Raw genomic sequence first — 17,037 nt, forward strand, 5'->3', positions numbered from 1 at the left:
TATTGCCATGACCAAAATTGTTGCTATCAGTGCGTTGGAAGTGCTGGATTCACGCGGTAACCCGACCGTGCAGGCGCACGTACGCCTTGCCAGTGGCGCTGTCGGCGAAGCCTGTGCTCCCAGCGGAGCCTCAACCGGTTCACGGGAAGCGCTAGAGTTGCGTGACGGCGATAAGTCGCGCTACCTCGGCAAAGGTGTGCTGAAAGCAGTCGATGCGGTCAATGGCAAAATTCGTGATGCGTTGTTAGGTATGGATGCCCGCGACCAGCGCGGCTTGGACGATGCCATGCTGGCGCTGGATGGTACCGAGAACAAGGCGAATCTGGGCGCTAACGCGATTCTAGCGGTTTCCCTGGCAGCCGCGAAAGCGGCGGCTAACGCCAAAGGCGTGCCGCTTTATGCCCACATCGCTGAGCTATACGGCCAGCCGGGTCAGTACAGTATGCCGGTACCGATGATGAATATTATCAACGGCGGCGAACACGCGGATAACAACGTCGATATCCAAGAGTTTATGGTGCAGCCGGTGGGCGCGGCTAACTTCCGTGAAGGACTGCGCATGGGGGCGGAGATTTTCCACGCGCTGAAGAAGGTGCTGTCGGCAAAAGGTCTTTCTACTTCAGTGGGTGACGAGGGCGGCTTTGCGCCTAACCTGGCGTCAAACGCGGATGCGCTAGCGGTGATTAAACAGGCCGTTGGTGATGCAGGCTACGCCCTGGGTAAAGACGTTACTCTGGCGCTGGACTGCGCTTCTTCCGAATTTTACAAAGATGGTCAGTACAACCTTTCCGGTGAAGGCAAAAGCTACAACGCCCAGGGTTTTACTGATTACCTAGCAGGCCTGTGCGCCGATTATCCGATTGTGTCCATCGAAGACGGCATGGATGAGTCGGATTGGGCAGGCTGGAAAGCATTAACCGACAAGCTGGGTGATAAAGTGCAGCTGGTGGGCGATGACCTGTTTGTCACCAATACCAAGATTCTTAAGCGCGGTATCGATGAGCAGATCGGTAACTCTATCTTGATTAAATTCAATCAGATTGGTTCGCTCTCCGAGACGTTGGACGCCATTAAAATGGCCCAGGACGCAGGTTTCACAGCGGTTATTTCACACCGTTCAGGCGAAACGGAAGACACCACCATTGCCGATTTGGCGGTGGGAACCTGTGCTGGACAAATCAAGACCGGGTCGCTGTGTCGTTCTGATCGCGTCGCTAAGTACAACCGTTTGCTGGTGATTGAAGCCGAACTTGAAAACGTCACCTACCCAGGTTTGAAAGCGATCAAAGGGCAATAATTCGCCCACTAACAGCGAGTTATCGACGGCCTCGTAAGAGATGTCTCAATATTCTGTAAGAGATGTCTTACAAATGCCGACGAGAATCGCTCGATATAGGGTAAGAAAAAACGAAATTTTTCACTAATTTAAATTTAAGTGGTTGTTTTAAGGAGTAAATGTTCGAAAAAGGCGAGTCGTTAAGACTCGCCTTTTGTATTTTAGCGTTGTTGAGAAGCCGCTGGGTTCTGCCACAATACACACAGGACACGGGGAGGCAGGGATGCTTCAGGCAGGATGCAACGGGATGAAGGTCAGATGCGCCGGGTGATAAAGTGAGTTTGGCCCCGGCAAGGACGTCATCTGAAGAGGTTAATCCAGGGAGTGGTTAGAGGAAGTGCTTGGAGCGGGCGGCCTACGGGTCGCCTTTTTTTTGCCCGCAATTTGGCGTTGTCGGTTTCTCTATGCCATAAAAAAGCGATGCCATAAAAGACCAGCACTATCTTGAAAAGAAGAGCTGGTTTTAATAAGTGGTCGCTGATTTTAAAACGCCGCTTTTCGTTCGCTAGGCTAGCGCTCTAATTTCTCAAGCTTACCAGGCTTGCCGTCCCACTCTTCGGCGTCGGGTAGCGGGTCCTTCCTTTCGGCAATGTTGGGCCATACTTCGGCCATATCAGCGTTAATCTCAATAAACGCCTCTTGCCCATCGGGCAGCTCATCCTCTGAGAATATCGCCTCGGCGGGGCACTCTGGCTCACACAGCGCGCAGTCGATACACTCGTCAGGATGAATGACCAGGAAGTTCGGGCCCTCATAAAAGCAGTCGACCGGGCAGACTTCCACGCAGTCGGTGTATTTGCACTGGATGCAGTTCTCGGTAACGACAAACGTCATCTTGCTATCCCTCTTGCAGGGCCGGGTAGCTCCCGGCCATGGTCAATCGTGAATGGTTATAGATCAGCTGTTTTTTATAAGCTAAAAGTTGAGCGACATTCTAGAGGTGTGCCTACCCGGCGGCAAGCGCCGGATGGGTTTCAATGCGTACTATTAGATCAAGTCTCGCCATTGATACAATAGTGTCAGCGCTTCCCGCGGCGTTAAGTCATCCATGTCGACGTTTTCAAGCGCCTCAATAACCGGATGTGGTGCGGCGGAAAATAGATCATTTTGCTGTGGAGCGGTTCGCGGTATCTGCACGGTGTTATCCACATCGCGCTGCTCCAGGCTCATCAACTTTTCGCGGGCGCGTTTGATCACATGATTAGGCACACCCGCTAGCTGGGCCACCTGCAAACCGTAGCTCTGGCTGGCCGGGCCCGCCTCAATGCGGTGCATAAATACGATGCTGTCGCCATGCTCTGTCGCCGTTAGGTGGATATTGGCAACACCTTCAGTGTGCTCGGGCAGGGCGGTCATTTCAAAGTAATGGGTGGCAAACAGCGTCAAGGCACGCCCTTTTGCTAAGTACTCGGCGCTTGCCCAGGCCAGCGACAAGCCATCGAAGGTGCTAGTGCCGCGGCCTATCTCATCCATCAAAATCAAGCTTTGCTGGGTGGCGTTGTGCAGAATATTGGCGGTTTCAGTCATTTCGACCATAAAGGTAGAGCGCCCGCCTGCCAGATCATCCGACGAGCCAATGCGGGTAAATATCCTATCTAGCGGGCCGATCTCGGCGGCATCGGCGGGCACAAAGCTGCCGCAGTGGGCAAGCAGGGCAATCAGTGCCGTCTGGCGCATATAGGTCGATTTACCGCCCATGTTGGGGCCGGTAATGATCAACATATGTTGGTCAGGGTTGAGCGATACATCGTTGGGTACAAAGGGTGTTTCGCTTACTTGCTCTACTACTGGGTGGCGCCCCGCATCAATTTGAATGCCGGTACTTTCACTGAGCGTTGGGCGAACCCAGCTCAACGCCTCGGCGCGTTCGGCAAAAGCACACAACACATCCAGCTCGGCTAGTGCTTGAGAGGTGCTTTGTAGGGCGTGAAGGCTGTTATTCAGGTCGCCAAGCAGCCGATCGTAAAGCCATTTTTCGCGGGTCAATGCGCGAGACTTGGCCGATAGCGCCTTATCCTCAAACTCTTTCAGTTCGGGAATAATAAACCGCTCGGCATTTTTCAGTGTCTGGCGACGAATATAGTCGGCGGGTGCCTGCTGGGCCTGGGAGCGCGGCAGTTCGATAAAGTAGCCGTGGACACGGTTGTAGCCGACTTTTAGGTTGGCAAGCCCGGTGCGCTCGCGCTCACGGATCTCAAGTTGAATAAGGTAGTCGCCGGCATTTTCGGCCATGCCGCGGTGCTCGTCGAGCTCGGCGTCAAAGCCATCGGCAATCACGCCGCCATCGCGGATCACCACCGGCGGGTTCTCAACCAGCGCACGGCTGAGCATGTCGGCCATTTCCGGGTAAGGGCGAATATGCGGGCGCAGGTTGTCCAGCGCACTGCCGCTCTCTACTACGTTGAGCTGTTGCTCCAAGGTAGGTAGGGTGACCAGCGCATCGCGCAGGCGTGCTAGATCACGCGGGCGAGCGCTATACAGCGCTACCCGGGCCAAAATGCGCTCCACATCACCTACGTCGCTTAGCGTCTCGCGCAGCGCCGTATAGGCCGCATCTAAATTTAGTAGCGCCACACCCGCATGGCGATTTTGGACAATCTCACGTTGGCGCAGCGGGCGATTGAGCCAGCGCTTGAGTAGCCGCGAGCCCATCGCGGTGGTGCAGGTATCCAGCACGCTGGCCAGCGTATTGTCGCTACTGCCGCCAAGGTTGATATCAATTTCCAGGTTGCGGCGACTGGCAGCGTCAATCACCACGGCATCTTCGCGGTTCTCAACGCTGATCGCGGTGACATGGGGCAGGCGTGAGCGCTGGGTATCGCGGGCGTAATCGATCAGCACCCCGGCAGCAATCAAAGCGGTGGTTAAATGCGCACAGCCAAAGCCGCGTAAATCCTGCACCTCAAACTGATCACATAGGCTGTGGGTGGCGCTTTCCAAATCAAACAGCCACTCGCCCTGGCGGCGTAGGCTGCGCTTTTGCGACCAGGCATCGGGTAGTGTCAGGCTTTCGGGCACCAGCAGCTCGGCGGGGGAGAGGCGGGTGAGTTCAGCGAGCATCTCCGCTTCACTTGCCACTTCCAGCACGTTAAAGCGGCCGCTGGAAAGCTCCAGCCAAGCAAGGCCCCAGCTCTCTTTTCCAGGGGAGACGGATACCAGTACGTTGTCGCGGCGAGCATCAAGCAGCGCTTCATCGTGAAGCGTACCGGGGGTAACGATGCGCACTACCTGGCGGTCAACGGGGCCTTTGCTGGTGGCGGGGTCGCCAATCTGCTCACAGATGGCGACTGATTCCCCTCCGGCAACCAAACGCGCTAGATAACCTTCCGCGCTGTGGTAGGGCACGCCCGCCATCGGGATCGGTTTGCCGCCAGATTGCCCGCGCTGGGTAAGGGTAATATCCAGCAACGCCGCGGCGCGCTTAGCGTCGTCGAAAAATAGTTCGTAAAAATCCCCCATCCGGTAGAACAGCAAAACCTCGGGGTGTTCGCGTTTGATCTTTAAGTATTGCGTGATCATTGGCGTATTAGGGGGAATGGCCTGTGACATGGGCGTCCTGATTGAGCGTGGCGCAAGCCATCTCGGCTTACGGCATGGGCAATTTCTTTAAGCAAGCTAAACACAGTATTCTACGCTGAACTGACGACTCACTTGAAGGAGCGACGATAGTGCCCAGTGTATCTAGCCTGAAAAATCTTGATTTAACGCTGTTGGCTCAACGCCTGGGGCGGCTTTGTCAGCAGTTAAATGTGCAAGTAACCGCCGCAGAGTCCTGCACCGGGGGAGGTATTGCCAGCGCGATCACCTCAACAGCGGGTAGCTCAGCTTACTTTACGGCTGGCTATGTGACCTATTCTAACGCGGCGAAGACCCGGCTACTGGGCGTGCCAGACGCTATACTGGCAGCACACGGCGCGGTAAGCGAAGAGGTGGTTAAAGCCATGGTGCTCGGCGCTTGCCAAGATAGTGGGGCGGGATTAGGCGTGGCGGTTAGTGGTGTGGCTGGGCCTGAGGGCGGCAGCGACGAAAAGCCAGTAGGTACCGTTTGGCTGGCCTGGGGAGATGCCGCCGACCAGCAGGCCGAGCGTTTCCACTTTCCCGGTGACCGCCAAGCGGTGCGCGAGCAGGCTGTACGTCAGGCCTTGGCAGGGCTAGTCGTTCGGTTAGATGCTCGGGCGAAAGCGAGCAACAAGAAATAGCGGTAAGAAAATAGTTGAGAGAAAGGGTAATCAAGGATTTGTTTACAGCGTAATCTTTGGCATACTACTGGGTAATTATACAGCTTGTTATGAGGAATCTCTGAATGGCTCAGGATGACAACCGCACTAAAGCGCTAAACGCTGCACTCACCCAAATTGACCGTCAGTTCGGCAAGGGCACCGTCATGCGTCTAGGCGACGCACCGCGTGTCGTCATGCCGTCGGTTTCCACTGGCTCGTTAGGTCTGGATATTGCTCTCGGCATCGGCGGCTTGCCGTTTGGCCGAGTTTGCGAAATCTTTGGCCCGGAGTCGTCAGGTAAAACTACCCTGACCCTTTCGGTGATTGCTCAAGCGCAAAAGCAGGGCAAAGTGTGTGCGTTCGTTGATGCGGAGCACGCCCTAGATCCCAGCTATGCAGAAAAGCTGGGCGTTAACCTGGATGACTTGCTGGTTTCCCAGCCTGATACCGGCGAGCAGGCGCTGGAAATCACCGACATGTTGGTACGCTCTGGCGGTGTCGACGTGATCGTTATCGACTCGGTCGCTGCTTTAACGCCGCGCGCTGAAATCGAAGGCGAAATGGGTGATGCCCACGTTGGCCTACAGGCGCGTTTGATGTCGCAGGCGCTGCGTAAAATCACCGGTAATATCAAAAACGCTAACTGCTTGGTGATCTTCATCAACCAGATCCGCATGAAGATCGGCGTTATGTTTGGTAGCCCCGAGACCACTACCGGCGGTAACGCACTTAAGTTTTATGCCAGCGTGCGTCTGGATATTCGCCGTACCGGCTCGGTGAAAGTGGGCGATGAAGTCACTGGTAACGAAACCCGTGTAAAAGTCGTCAAAAATAAAGTCGCGCCGCCGTTCCGTCAGGCTGAATTCCAGATTCTTTACGGCAAAGGTATCTACCACGCCGGTGAGGTTATCGACCTGGGTGTGCAGTGCAACTTGGTCGACAAAGCTGGTGCCTGGTATAGCTATAAAGGCAAGAAAATCGGCCAGGGTAAAGCGAACTCCGCGCTCTATCTGGAAGAGCATCCAGACATCATGCTTGAGATCGAAACGCAGATTCGTGAGCAGCTTCTAGCCAAGCCTGATCCCAAGAAAGAAGAGGCCGTTGCCGAAGCTCCCGCGGCAGTAGACGCAGGCGATGATGATCTGCTCTAAAACGACGGTTTCTAAGGCGGGCTAATGGCTTTTAACGCGCAACGCGATGCCACGCCCCGTGACATCGCAATTGGTTTACTGGTTCGGCGCGAATACTCTCGCGCCGAACTGGCTCAGCGGTTAAAGAAAAAAGCCTTTGACGATGACGCTATCGATGAGTGTTTGGATACACTCGTCGAGCAAGACTTGCAGTCAGACGCACGCTTTGCCGCTAGCTTCGTCCGCTCGCGCATTTTGCGTGGCCAAGGCGTGATTCGTATTAAAGGCGAATTACGCCAACGTGGCGTTGATCAGGAAACGCTCAACGACGCCTTCACAGCGGTTGTAGAGAGCGAGCACGTAGACTGGTTTGAGCTGGCCCGCGATACCCTGTCGCGGCGCTTTACTACCCCCGGCGAGACGCCTAAAGAGCGCGCCAAGCGCGAGCGTTTTCTTGCCAGCCGCGGCTTCGATTTTGAGCAAATTCGTTACGCGCTATCCTGCCTGTAGTACGTTTTCTCAAGTCTTTAAAACGCCCTCTTTTACATTGCTAGTAGCGCTCTAATACGCTTGTCCATCTGATTGTTCTCATGGCTGTTTGCCTCTCTGGCACTAAGTGCGGCTTTAGTCGTTTGACAACTGCGCTATAATGGCTCTTTTGCGACCCCTCAGGGTAGCGGCGACAGCGCCCAGGGGCATCACGCTTTATTGTTACGGATACCCTATGAAAAGCGCAGAGATTAGACAGGCCTTTCTCACTTATTTCGAAGAGCAGGAGCATACGATTGTCCCCACCAGCTCTTTAGTGCCGGGGAACGACCCGACGCTGCTGTTTACCAATGCGGGCATGGTGCCGTTCAAAGATGTGTTTCTGGGACGCGACCCGCGACCTTACGTGCGCGCCACCTCTGCGCAGCGCTGCGTTCGCGCGGGCGGTAAGCACAATGATTTAGACAACGTCGGTTATACTGCGCGTCACCACACTTTCTTTGAGATGCTGGGTAACTTCAGCTTCGGTGACTATTTTAAGCGTGATGCCATCCGTTTCGCCTGGGTGTTTCTAACCCAAACGCTGGGCCTGCCTAAAGATAAACTGTGGGTAACGGTGCATATCAGCGATGACGAAGCTGAGCGCATCTGGAAAGATGAGATCGGCATTGATCCCGAGCGTTTCTCCAAGCTGGATGAAGATAACTTCTGGCAGATGGGCGATACCGGCCCCTGTGGCCCCAGCTCGGAAATCTTCTTTGATCACGGCCCGGAAGTTTGGGGCGGCCCTCCCGGTAGCCCGGAAGAGGATGGCGACCGTTACATCGAAATCTGGAACCTGGTGTTCATGCAGTTTGATCGCGATGCTCAAGGCACGCTGAACCCGCTGCCCAAGCCTTCTATCGATACCGGTATGGGCTTAGAGCGGGTGGCCGCTGTGATGCAGGGCGTGCACTCCAACTACGAGATCGACCTGTTCCAGAACCTGCTTCAAGCCGCGGCCAAAGCCACCGGACACCCAGATACCACTACGCCTTCGCTGCGTGTAATTGCCGACCATATCCGCTCCTGCGCCTTTCTGATAGCCGATGGCGTGCTGCCTTCCAACGAAGGGCGTGGCTATGTGCTACGCCGGATTATCCGTCGCGCGATTCGTCACGGCCACAAGCTGGGCGCTAACGATCCGTTCTTTCATAAGCTGATTGAGGCGCTGGATGCTGAGATGGGCGATGCCTATCCGGAACTGCGTGAAGCGAGCGGGCAAATTGCCCGCGTGCTGCTAAAAGAAGAAGAGCAGTTTGCGCGCACGCTGGATCATGGTATGGGGCTCTTGAATGCCGTCCTGGCCGAGTTGGATGGCAAGGTACTGCCGGGCGAAACCGTCTTCAAACTCTACGACACCTACGGTTTTCCGTTCGATCTTACCGCCGATGTGTGCCGTGAGCGTGGCGTTACTCTAGACGAAGTGGGTTTTCAGCAGGCGTTAGAGGCCCAGCGTGATCGTGCCCGTGCAGCCAGCCAGTTTGGCGCTGACTACAGTGCTTCTATTGAGCTGGAAGGTGAAACGTCTTTTACCGGCTACGACCGTTTGCAAGATCAAGCCAAAGTAACGGCGCTGGTAGATAGCGAAGGCAGCGCGCTGACGGCTTTAGAGGCTGGGCAAAAAGGGGTAGTGGTGCTCGATCGCACGCCATTTTACGGCGAGTCGGGCGGTCAGGTGGGCGACACGGGCTGCTTGTACGTCGATGGCGGCCGCTTCCAGGTCACCGATACTCAGAAGCAGAGCGGTCATCATTTACACCAGGGCATTATGCTGGAAGGCTCCTTGAGTGTCGGTGCTAGCGTACGCGGCGAGGCAGATGCCAGCCTGCGCACAGCTACGATCCGCAACCACTCGGCAACACACCTGCTGCATAAAGCACTGCGCATGGTGTTGGGTGATCACGTGCAGCAGAAGGGCTCGCTGGTCAACGCTGAACGCCTGCGCTTTGATTTCAGCCACTTTGAGCCGATGACCGCCGAACAGCTGGCGGAAGTCGAGCGGCTGGTCAACGAGCAGATTTTGGCCAACGCCCCGACTCACATTGAGCAGATGAGTTTGGATCAAGCCAAGGCCAAAGGCGCAGCGGCATTATTTGAGGCCAAATACGCCGACAACGTGCGCGTGCTGACCATTGGGGCGGACGACTTCTCTATTGAATTGTGTGGCGGTACCCACGTGGCACGCAGCGGCGATATCGGCTGCTGCCATGTGATGAGCGAAGTAGGCATTGCCTCGGGTGTGCGCCGTATTGAGGCGATCACCGGTGAGAATGCGCTGGCCTACTTCCGCGAGCAAGAGGCCCGCCTTGAGCGCCTTGGCGAACGTCTGAAGACTAAGCCAGAGCAAGTCGAAGCGCGGGTAGAGTCACTGGTTGAGCGTAACCGCAGCCTGGAAAAAGAGCTGGAGCAACTAAAGGCCAAGCTCGCCAGCGCTGCCGGCAGCGACATGCTGAGCCAAGTGCAGGAGATCAATGGCATTAAGCTACTGGCAATGCAGTTGGAAGGCGTGTCAGGTAAAGACCTGCGGGGCATTCTTGATCAGCTCAAAAACAAGCTAAGCTCCGGTGTAATCATTCTTGGTGTTGCTGACGAAGCGGCTGGCAAGGTTAGCTTGATCGCTGGGGTGACCCAAGACCTGACCAGTCGAGTGAAAGCCGGTGAATTGGTTAACCATGTTGCCTCTCAAGTAGGCGGTAAGGGCGGTGGTCGCCCTGATATGGCCCAGGCTGGGGGCAGTCAGCCCGAGGCCTTGCCGGATGCGTTGAAGAGCGTGCCGGTATGGTTGGAAAACACGCTTAGCTAAACACCCAGGCCGGTGGCATGATTGTCATCGGCCTTATTTATTGACAGCTTAATAAAACTTCACCTTCCATTCCCGAACGCATAGGAAAAACGGCATATGGCACTATATGTACAGAAGTTCGGCGGCACTTCAGTGGGCTCTGTCGAGCGTATCAAGGCCGTTGCGGAAAAAGTTAAGGGCTTCCGCGATCAAGGCCACCAGGTAGTGGTCGTGGTCTCCGCTATGAGCGGCGAAACCAACCGTCTGACGGACATGGCGCAGGCACTTAATGAAGATCCCGCCCCGCGTGAAATGGATATGCTGTTGTCGACCGGCGAACAGGTAACCATCTCGCTACTTGCTATGGCACTGCAACAGGTTGGTGTGCCAGCCACTTCGCACACCGGCGCCCAGGTTGGCATCCATACCGACAGCGCCCACACCAAGGCGCGTATCCAGCGCATTGAAACCGACGACCTGAAAGCCGATCTGGAAGCAGGTCAGGTGGTGGTCGTAGCGGGTTTTCAGGGCGTCGACGAAGACGGCAATATCACGACGCTGGGTCGCGGCGGTTCGGATACCACTGGCGTGGCGTTGGCCGCAGCGTTAGGTGCCGATGAGTGCCAAATTTACACTGATGTTGACGGTGTTTATACCACCGATCCCCGCGTGTGCACCAAAGCCCAGCGCTTGTCGAGTATCACCGTGGAAGAGATGCTGGAGCTGGCAAGTCTCGGCTCTAAAATACTGCAGATTCGTGCGGTTGAGTTTGCCGGAAAGTACAACGTGCCCCTACGGGTGCTGTCGAGTTTTCAAGACGGCCCCGGTACCCTAATTGTTGCAGAAGCAGACCAAGACGAGGACGCTATGGAAGAACCACTGATCTCCGGTATTGCCTTTACCAAGAATGAAGCCAAATTGACCCTGCTCAATACGCCGGACGTACCGGGCGTGGCATCACGCATTCTTGGCCCGATTGCCGATGCCAATATCGAAGTCGATATGATCGTGCAGAACGTGGCACCCGCCGGTGACTATACCGATTTCACCTTTACGGTTGCCAAGGGCGACTACAAAGCCACCAAGAAGCTACTGGAAGAAACAGTGATCCCGGGTTTAGGCGGTGGCGAGCTACGTGGCGACGACAATATTGCCAAGGTCTCATTAGTCGGTGTGGGCATGCGCTCTCACGCGGGTGTGGCGTCGAAAATGTTCCGTGTTCTCGCCGAAGAGAATGTCAATATTCGTATGGTCTCTACCTCTGAGATTAAAATCTCCGTCGTGATTGATGAGAAGCATATGGAACTTGCCGTTAATGCATTACACAAAGCCTTTGGTTTGGATAAGGCTGATATCGAACCTGAATAACAATTATGCCCTAAACCTTCTACGCTGAAGGGGTACTTGCTGCCGTGTGGTGGTGAGCTTTCTTTCAACGGGGGGGGGGGTAAGGTGTCATGGAGCTGGAGTTATTGGTACACGCAACACTATGCCGCATAATGGCGTGGTGTTGCCTCCGGCTGACATACCCCGTTGCATAAAACGTCTGAAAAGGAGATCAGCCATGCTCATCCTAACTCGCCGTGTTGGCGAAACCTTGATGATCGGTGATGAAGTCACCGTCACTGTGCTAGGTGTGAAAGGCAATCAAGTGCGCATTGGTGTTAATGCACCTAAAGATGTAGCAGTGCACCGTGAAGAGATTTATCAGCGTATTCAGCGTGAAAGAGATGGCGAGAACGAAGTGGAATAAGACTTGCGGGAGGGCATTATGAAGTGGTGCTTTAAACGTAAGCTTTATCTGTAAGATATGGCCGGTACGAAAAAAAATCTATGCAGGGCTAGACATAAGAGCCATGAATCGGTAATATTCGCGCCGTGCCGTTAAGGAGAGGTGGCCGAGTGGCTGAAGGCGCTCCCCTGCTAAGGGAGTATAGGGTTTATAGCCCTATCGAGGGTTCGAATCCCTCTCTCTCCGCCAACCGCACGTTAGAAGGTATGCGCCCGTAGCTCAGCTGGATAGAGTACCTGACTACGAATCAGGGGGTCGGAGGTTCGAATCCTCCCGGGCGCGCCAACTAGCTATTAGCTTTGAAAGTAATAGCTGTAAAAGTAAGTGTCAGCAAAATATTACGCGCCCGTAGCTCAGCTGGATAGAGTACCTGACTACGAATCAGGGGGTCGGAGGTTCGAATCCTCCCGGGCGCGCCAGATTCTAAACCCGTTCTTTTACAAAGAGCGGGTTTTCTGTTTTCAGTCTGACCGTTTTTACTAGCCTGACCGGCTATGGCTCGCACCCCGGTCTTGCGATCGTGTGTGGCGCCCTGCTTTGCGGTAGGGCGCTTTTTTTTGGCTAGCGCAAAGCAGGAGGGTCTTATTGATCGGCGACGACGAGGCTGCTCAGTAGTTGATCCAGCTCGGTGAGGCGCTTCACGCGCTGGAAATTCTGCTCGGCTTCGTCACTGCCCTGGCGCATTTGAGCGAGCCACTGCTTCACCAGTGATACCACCACCCGGTCGGGCAAGTTCTGGCGTTGCAGCGCGGCGTACTCTTTCAGCACGCTGGCGCGCATTGCCCAGCTGCTTTCGGGTAACCGCTCACCGGTCTGCAGCCAGTGGCGAATGCGTGGTGCAAGCCAAGGATCCGCCAGGGCGCTGCGCCCCAGCATTACATCGCGACAGCCGGACAGCGTGCGCGCTTTCCAGTAATCTTCCAGCGTCCAGATATCGCCATTAGCCACGACTGGGATATTCACATGGCGGCGAATTTTACCGATCCACTCCCAGTGCGCCGGTGGGCGATAGCCTTCATCCCGGGTGCGTGCATGCACCACTAGCTGTGCGGCGCCCCCTGCTTGGGTGGCTTGAGCGCAGGCAACCGCTAAGCGACGGTTAGCAAAGCCCAGGCGAATCTTGGCGGTCACCGGGATCTCGCCATCCAGCGCCTCGGCAACGGCTTTAACCGCTTGATAGACGCGATCTGGCTGGCGTAGTAGCGAGGCGCCGCCATCGTGCCGGTTGACCAGTTTGGCCGGGCAGCCGAAATTAAGGTCGACGCTTACCGCGCCGAGTTTAAGCGCCTGACGCGCATTGGCCGCTAACGCGGTAGGGTCTGAGCCCAGCAGCTGTAAATGCACCGGAATACCGCTTGGCGTTGCCACAGGAGGTTGCGTAAGCTCTGGACAATGCTTATAAAACACTCTAGGCGGTAAGCGAGCATCAACCACGCGGACAAATTCGGTCACCGTCCAGTCGAAACCGGCATGGCGGGTTAACAAGTCTCGAGTGAGCGCGTCGATCACCCCTTCCATCGGGGCTAGGCCAACTCTGCCGTTTTGTAGTAAATTAACAACCATGACTTCCACTATCGCGCCATTGCATTCTATTCTGAGTGTGGCAGGTTAGTGTATTCCCCTTACTGCGCCAAGCGACTTCCGCCGTATTGGCTCACTAATGTGCGTATAAGCGGTGCTTGGTGGCCGTAGAGAAAACTCAGGAGAGTGCCTAATGCAGGACCAAGAGTTATTACAAGATGGGTTGGCGTTAATGGCGCTTGGTATGGGCGTAGTATTTGTTTTTCTTACCATTTTAGTAATTAGCGTGACACTAATGTCGCGCCTGATCGGACGTTTCCAGCCAGCGCCAGCGGCGGCTGAGGCGGGTAAGAAATCACCACAACCCGCTGGGTCTGCTGCTCAAAATGACGAGGTATTGGCAGTGATCAGTGCTGCAGTGCACCGTTACCGCTCAACCCGTCGTCATTAACTTTCTCATTTTTTCCGTCACAGCCCGCTTTTGGCTATTTTTTTGTTATTTTTACTACAAACTTACAATTCTCAACTGTGAGCCAAGACCATGAACGAGATAAAACGCCCTTTAGGCATTACCGATGTCGTGCTACGCGATGCCCATCAATCGCTGTTTGCCACGCGTATGCGTCTGGACGATATGCTGCCGATTGCCGAAAAACTGGATCGCGTGGGTTACTGGTCTCTTGAAACCTGGGGCGGCGCTACTTATGACGCCTGTATTCGTTATTTAGGCGAAGATCCGTGGGAGCGTATTCGCGCGTTAAAAGAAGCCATGCCGAATACGCCCCAAGCGATGCTGTTGCGGGGGCAGAATCTGCTGGGCTATCGCCACTACGCGGATGACGTAGTGGACAAGTTTGTTGAGCGCGCCAAAACCAGCGGCGTAGATGTCTTCCGCGTGTTTGATGCCATGAATGACCCGCGTAATCTGGAACGCGCCATTCAAGCGGTGCGTAACGTTGAAGGTCATGCGCAGGGCACCATCTCCTATACCGTGAGCCCGGTACATACCCTGGATAGCTGGGTCGATCTCGCCAAAACGATTGCCGGTTTGGGTGCAGATTCATTGGCTATCAAGGATATGGCGGGGCTGCTCACTCCCTATACAGCGTTCGATCTGGTGACCCGTCTCAAGAAAGAGCTATCGATTCCGGTGCACTTGCACTGCCATGCAACGACCGGCCTTTCTACGTCAACCATTTTGAAAGCGGTCGAGGCGGGGATTGATAACGTTGACACCTCGATTTCGTCCATGTCGATGACCTACGGCCACAGCCCGACCGAGTCCGTGGTCGCAATGCTGAAAGATACCGGCCGCGATACCGGGCTGGATCTTGAGCTACTGGAAGATATTGCCGGTTACTTCCGCGAGGTGCGTAAGAAGTACGCCGCCTTTGAAGGCTCGCTACGCGGGATTGATTCGCGCATCCTGATTGCCCAGGTACCGGGCGGCATGCTGACCAATATGGAAGGCCAGCTCAAAGAGCAGGGCGCAGGCGATAAGCTTGATGACGTACTGAGCGAAATCCCGCGCGTGCGGGAAGACCTCGGCTTTATTCCGCTGGTGACGCCAACGTCGCAAATTGTCGGCACCCAGGCGGTGATGAACGTCATGATGGGCGAGCGCTACAAGTCAATCTCCAAAGAGGTTCAGGCGCTGCTTAAAGGTGAGTATGGTGCTGCGCCAGCGCCTTTTAATACCGAGTTACAAAAGCGCGTACTAGAAGGCGGCGAGCCGATTACCTGCCGCCCAGCGGACAATCTTACCCCTGAAATGGACAGGCTGGCCGCCGAACTTAAAGACAAAGCCAGTGCTGAGGGTATCCGCTTGGCGGAGGGCCAGCGCGAAGTCGATGACGTGCTGACCTATGCGCTGTTTCCGCAAATTGGTTTGAAATTCCTCAAAAATCGCGACAATCCGGAGGCTTTTGAGCCCGTACCTGAGGCGCCCAAGGCCGAGGCGAAAGCGGCGAAGTCAACGGCTCAAGCAGAGAGTAAAGCGGCCGTTACCGGCGGTGGACCAGAAACCTACACCATTAAGCTCAACGGCAAGTCGTTTGTGGTGGAAATTTCTGAAGGCGGCGAGCTAGGCGAGGTGCAAGAGCAAACTGCCGCCAGTGTTAACGCACCTAAAGAGGAAGCGCCTGCCCCCAGTGGAGAAAGTATCGACGCCCCACTGGCTGGCAACATTTTCAAGGTCAATGTACGTCCCGGCGACAGCGTTGCTGAAGGTGATGTGGTGATTATCCTTGAAGCCATGAAAATGGAAACCGAAGTGCGTGCCAGCAGCGCAGGCACTGTGTCTAAGGTTAACGTCAGCGAGGGCGATAGCGTCGACGTAGGCGATACGCTGATCGAACTCTAAGGGCCCGGTAATGGATAAGTTAATAACGTTATGGGAAGGCTCCGGGCTGTATAACCTTGAGCTAGGCCAGGCGGTCATGATGGCGGTGGGGCTACTGCTGCTTTACCTAGCCATCTATAAGAAGTTTGAACCGCTGCTGCTGGTGCCGATCGGTTTTGGCGGCATTCTTGCCAATATTCCTGAAGCTGGGCTGGCTATTTCAGCCCTGGACCAAGCGATCGAGGTGGCAAAGCCCGCGGTTCTGCAGCAAATGGCCGCAGCGCTGGGCGCTTCTCTTGACCCTTTGAGTGGCACTGAGGCGTGGCGGGAGTCGCTAAAAGCGCTTGCCCACGGTAGCGCCGCGCCGGATCAGGTACGTGCCGCGAAAGATATCGCCATGAATGTGGGTTACGGCGACGGCATGCTCTACAGCTTCTACAGCGTGGCGATTGCCTCAGGTATTGCCCCGCTGATTATCTTTATGGGCGTCGGGGCCATGACTGATTTTGGCCCGCTGCTGGCCAATCCGCGCACGCTGTTTTTAGGCGCAGCGGCCCAGTTTGGTATTTTTGCCACGCTGTTTGGCGCTGTGTTGCTCACCTCAATGGGCGTGATGGATTTCTCGCTTAATCAGGCCGCCGCCATTGGTATTATTGGCGGCGCCGACGGCCCGACCTCCATCTATGTCTCCAGTGTGTTAGCGCCGGAGCTGCTGGGGGCGATTGCCGTGGCTGCCTACGCCTATATGGCGCTGGTACCGCTGATTCAGCCGCCGATTATGCGTCTGTTAACGACCCAGAAAGAGCGTCAAATCAAGATGACCCAGTTGCGGCCGGTCTCGAAACTGGAAAAAGTCGTCTTCCCGCTGGTACTGCTGATTCTGGTGGCAATGTTTCTGCCCGATGCGGCACCGCTGTTGGGGATGTTCTGCTTCGGTAACCTGATGCGCGAGTGCGGCGTGGTAGAGCGGTTGTCGGATACCGCGCAAAACGCCCTGATCAATATCGTCACCATTATCCTTGGCCTATCGGTAGGCTCCAAGCTGATGGCGGAGAGTTTCCTGTCGTTTGAGACACTGGGGATACTGGGCCTGGGGATTGTCGCCTTTGGTATCGGCACGGCCGCCGGAGTATTGATGGCTAAGCTGATGAACCTGATGAGCAAAATGCCCATCAACCCCTTGATTGGTGCCGCGGGTGTTTCCGCCGTGCCGATGGCTGCACGGGTGGCTAACAAGGTGGGGCTTGAGTCCAATCCGCATAACTTCCTACTAATGCACGCCATGGGCCCCAATGTAGCTGGCGTTATTGGTTCCGCGGTCGCCGCCGGGGTGATGATTAAATACCTGGGTTAACGGTTCAGGAGCAGGCTAACCGAGCGCGGC

Annotated in this window: 13 protein-coding genes and 3 tRNA genes; 13 read left to right on the forward strand and 3 right to left on the reverse strand. The window is 55.5% G+C overall.

Annotation, left to right across the window (positions count from 1 at the left end):
* The first annotated feature begins 7 nt into the window (after window positions 1-7).
* Entirely contained in the window at window positions 8-1,297 is a 1,290-nt protein-coding gene (gene eno, locus ACQE2I_RS03090) for a phosphopyruvate hydratase (RefSeq protein ID WP_427030036.1), read from the forward strand.
* Window positions 1,298-1,846: 549 nt separating this feature from the next.
* Here the strand turns inward: eno and fdxA are convergent.
* Both fdxA and mutS read right to left on the reverse strand, forming a co-directional pair.
* Window positions 1,847-2,170, reverse strand: a complete 324-nt coding sequence (fdxA, locus tag ACQE2I_RS03095) for a ferredoxin FdxA (protein ID WP_240717134.1) — start codon at window positions 2,168-2,170, stop codon at window positions 1,847-1,849.
* Window positions 2,171-2,323: 153 nt separating this feature from the next.
* Window positions 2,324-4,885 (reverse strand): DNA mismatch repair protein MutS, encoded by a 2,562-nt coding sequence (mutS, locus tag ACQE2I_RS03100; RefSeq protein WP_427030037.1) that lies wholly within the window; start codon window positions 4,883-4,885, stop codon window positions 2,324-2,326.
* A gap of 116 nt (window positions 4,886-5,001) precedes the next feature.
* Here mutS and ACQE2I_RS03105 point away from each other — a divergent pair, with 116 nt between their 5' ends.
* The 9 genes from ACQE2I_RS03105 (at window position 5,002) to ACQE2I_RS03145 (ending at window position 12,210) form a co-directional block, all read left to right on the forward strand.
* Window positions 5,002-5,535, forward strand: coding sequence for a CinA family protein (locus tag ACQE2I_RS03105; RefSeq protein ID WP_427031376.1), 534 nt, complete (start codon window positions 5,002-5,004; stop codon window positions 5,533-5,535).
* Window positions 5,536-5,639: 104 nt separating this feature from the next.
* Window positions 5,640-6,707, forward strand: coding sequence for a recombinase RecA (gene recA, locus ACQE2I_RS03110; protein WP_427030039.1), 1,068 nt, complete (start codon window positions 5,640-5,642; stop codon window positions 6,705-6,707).
* 24 nt (window positions 6,708-6,731) lie between these two features.
* Window positions 6,732-7,196 (forward strand): regulatory protein RecX, encoded by a 465-nt coding sequence (locus tag ACQE2I_RS03115; protein ID WP_427030040.1) that lies wholly within the window; start codon window positions 6,732-6,734, stop codon window positions 7,194-7,196.
* 214 nt (window positions 7,197-7,410) lie between these two features.
* Complete coding sequence (gene alaS, locus ACQE2I_RS03120) at window positions 7,411-10,020, forward strand: alanine--tRNA ligase (protein ID WP_427030042.1); 2,610 nt, start codon at window positions 7,411-7,413, stop codon at window positions 10,018-10,020.
* A gap of 96 nt (window positions 10,021-10,116) precedes the next feature.
* Entirely contained in the window at window positions 10,117-11,367 is a 1,251-nt protein-coding gene (locus tag ACQE2I_RS03125) for an aspartate kinase (RefSeq protein ID WP_427030043.1), read from the forward strand.
* Window positions 11,368-11,563: 196 nt separating this feature from the next.
* On the forward strand, window positions 11,564-11,752 hold the full coding sequence (gene csrA / locus ACQE2I_RS03130) for a carbon storage regulator CsrA (RefSeq protein ID WP_427030044.1): 189 nt from the start codon (window positions 11,564-11,566) through the stop codon (window positions 11,750-11,752).
* 135 nt (window positions 11,753-11,887) lie between these two features.
* Window positions 11,888-11,980, forward strand: a tRNA-Ser gene (locus tag ACQE2I_RS03135).
* A gap of 19 nt (window positions 11,981-11,999) precedes the next feature.
* Window positions 12,000-12,076, forward strand: a tRNA-Arg gene (locus tag ACQE2I_RS03140).
* Between the two features lie 57 nt (window positions 12,077-12,133).
* Window positions 12,134-12,210, forward strand: a tRNA-Arg gene (locus tag ACQE2I_RS03145).
* Window positions 12,211-12,373: 163 nt separating this feature from the next.
* Here the strand turns inward: ACQE2I_RS03145 and ACQE2I_RS03150 are convergent.
* A complete protein-coding gene (locus tag ACQE2I_RS03150) occupies window positions 12,374-13,354 on the reverse strand; it encodes a tRNA dihydrouridine synthase (protein WP_427030045.1) in 981 nt (326 codons plus the stop codon).
* A 151-nt stretch (window positions 13,355-13,505) separates the two neighbouring features.
* On the opposite strand from ACQE2I_RS03150, the gene ACQE2I_RS03155 reads away from it, so the two are divergent.
* From ACQE2I_RS03155 to ACQE2I_RS03165, 3 genes are all read left to right on the forward strand, one after another.
* Window positions 13,506-13,763: an OadG family protein gene (locus ACQE2I_RS03155; protein ID WP_427030046.1), complete on the forward strand. Its 258-nt coding sequence runs from the start codon at window positions 13,506-13,508 to the stop codon at window positions 13,761-13,763.
* A gap of 90 nt (window positions 13,764-13,853) precedes the next feature.
* The gene (oadA, locus tag ACQE2I_RS03160; protein ID WP_427030048.1) at window positions 13,854-15,674 is read left to right on the forward strand and encodes a sodium-extruding oxaloacetate decarboxylase subunit alpha; all 1,821 of its coding nucleotides are present in this window, start codon (window positions 13,854-13,856) and stop codon (window positions 15,672-15,674) included.
* A 10-nt stretch (window positions 15,675-15,684) separates the two neighbouring features.
* Complete coding sequence (locus tag ACQE2I_RS03165) at window positions 15,685-17,007, forward strand: sodium ion-translocating decarboxylase subunit beta (RefSeq protein WP_427030050.1); 1,323 nt, start codon at window positions 15,685-15,687, stop codon at window positions 17,005-17,007.
* The last annotated feature ends 30 nt before the right edge of the window (window positions 17,008-17,037 follow it).

This window comes from Halomonas sp. H2 (assembly GCF_050215315.1).
Taxonomy (GTDB): domain Bacteria; phylum Pseudomonadota; class Gammaproteobacteria; order Pseudomonadales; family Halomonadaceae; genus Vreelandella.

What these genes read in the sequence shown, in the direction of transcription:
- eno (WP_427030036.1), top strand. Translation starts at nt 8, where the DNA reads ATGACCAAAATTGTTGCTATCAGTGCGTTGGAAGTGCTGGATTCACGC.
- fdxA (WP_240717134.1), bottom strand. Translation starts at nt 2,170, where the DNA reads ATGACGTTTGTCGTTACCGAGAACTGCATCCAGTGCAAATACACCGAC.
- mutS (WP_427030037.1), bottom strand. Translation starts at nt 4,885, where the DNA reads ATGTCACAGGCCATTCCCCCTAATACGCCAATGATCACGCAATACTTA.
- recA (WP_427030039.1), top strand. Translation starts at nt 5,640, where the DNA reads ATGGCTCAGGATGACAACCGCACTAAAGCGCTAAACGCTGCACTCACC.
- ACQE2I_RS03115 (WP_427030040.1), top strand. Translation starts at nt 6,732, where the DNA reads ATGGCTTTTAACGCGCAACGCGATGCCACGCCCCGTGACATCGCAATT.
- alaS (WP_427030042.1), top strand. Translation starts at nt 7,411, where the DNA reads ATGAAAAGCGCAGAGATTAGACAGGCCTTTCTCACTTATTTCGAAGAG.
- ACQE2I_RS03125 (WP_427030043.1), top strand. Translation starts at nt 10,117, where the DNA reads ATGGCACTATATGTACAGAAGTTCGGCGGCACTTCAGTGGGCTCTGTC.
- csrA (WP_427030044.1), top strand. Translation starts at nt 11,564, where the DNA reads ATGCTCATCCTAACTCGCCGTGTTGGCGAAACCTTGATGATCGGTGAT.
- ACQE2I_RS03150 (WP_427030045.1), bottom strand. Translation starts at nt 13,354, where the DNA reads ATGGTTGTTAATTTACTACAAAACGGCAGAGTTGGCCTAGCCCCGATG.
- ACQE2I_RS03155 (WP_427030046.1), top strand. Translation starts at nt 13,506, where the DNA reads ATGCAGGACCAAGAGTTATTACAAGATGGGTTGGCGTTAATGGCGCTT.
- oadA (WP_427030048.1), top strand. Translation starts at nt 13,854, where the DNA reads ATGAACGAGATAAAACGCCCTTTAGGCATTACCGATGTCGTGCTACGC.
- ACQE2I_RS03165 (WP_427030050.1), top strand. Translation starts at nt 15,685, where the DNA reads ATGGATAAGTTAATAACGTTATGGGAAGGCTCCGGGCTGTATAACCTT.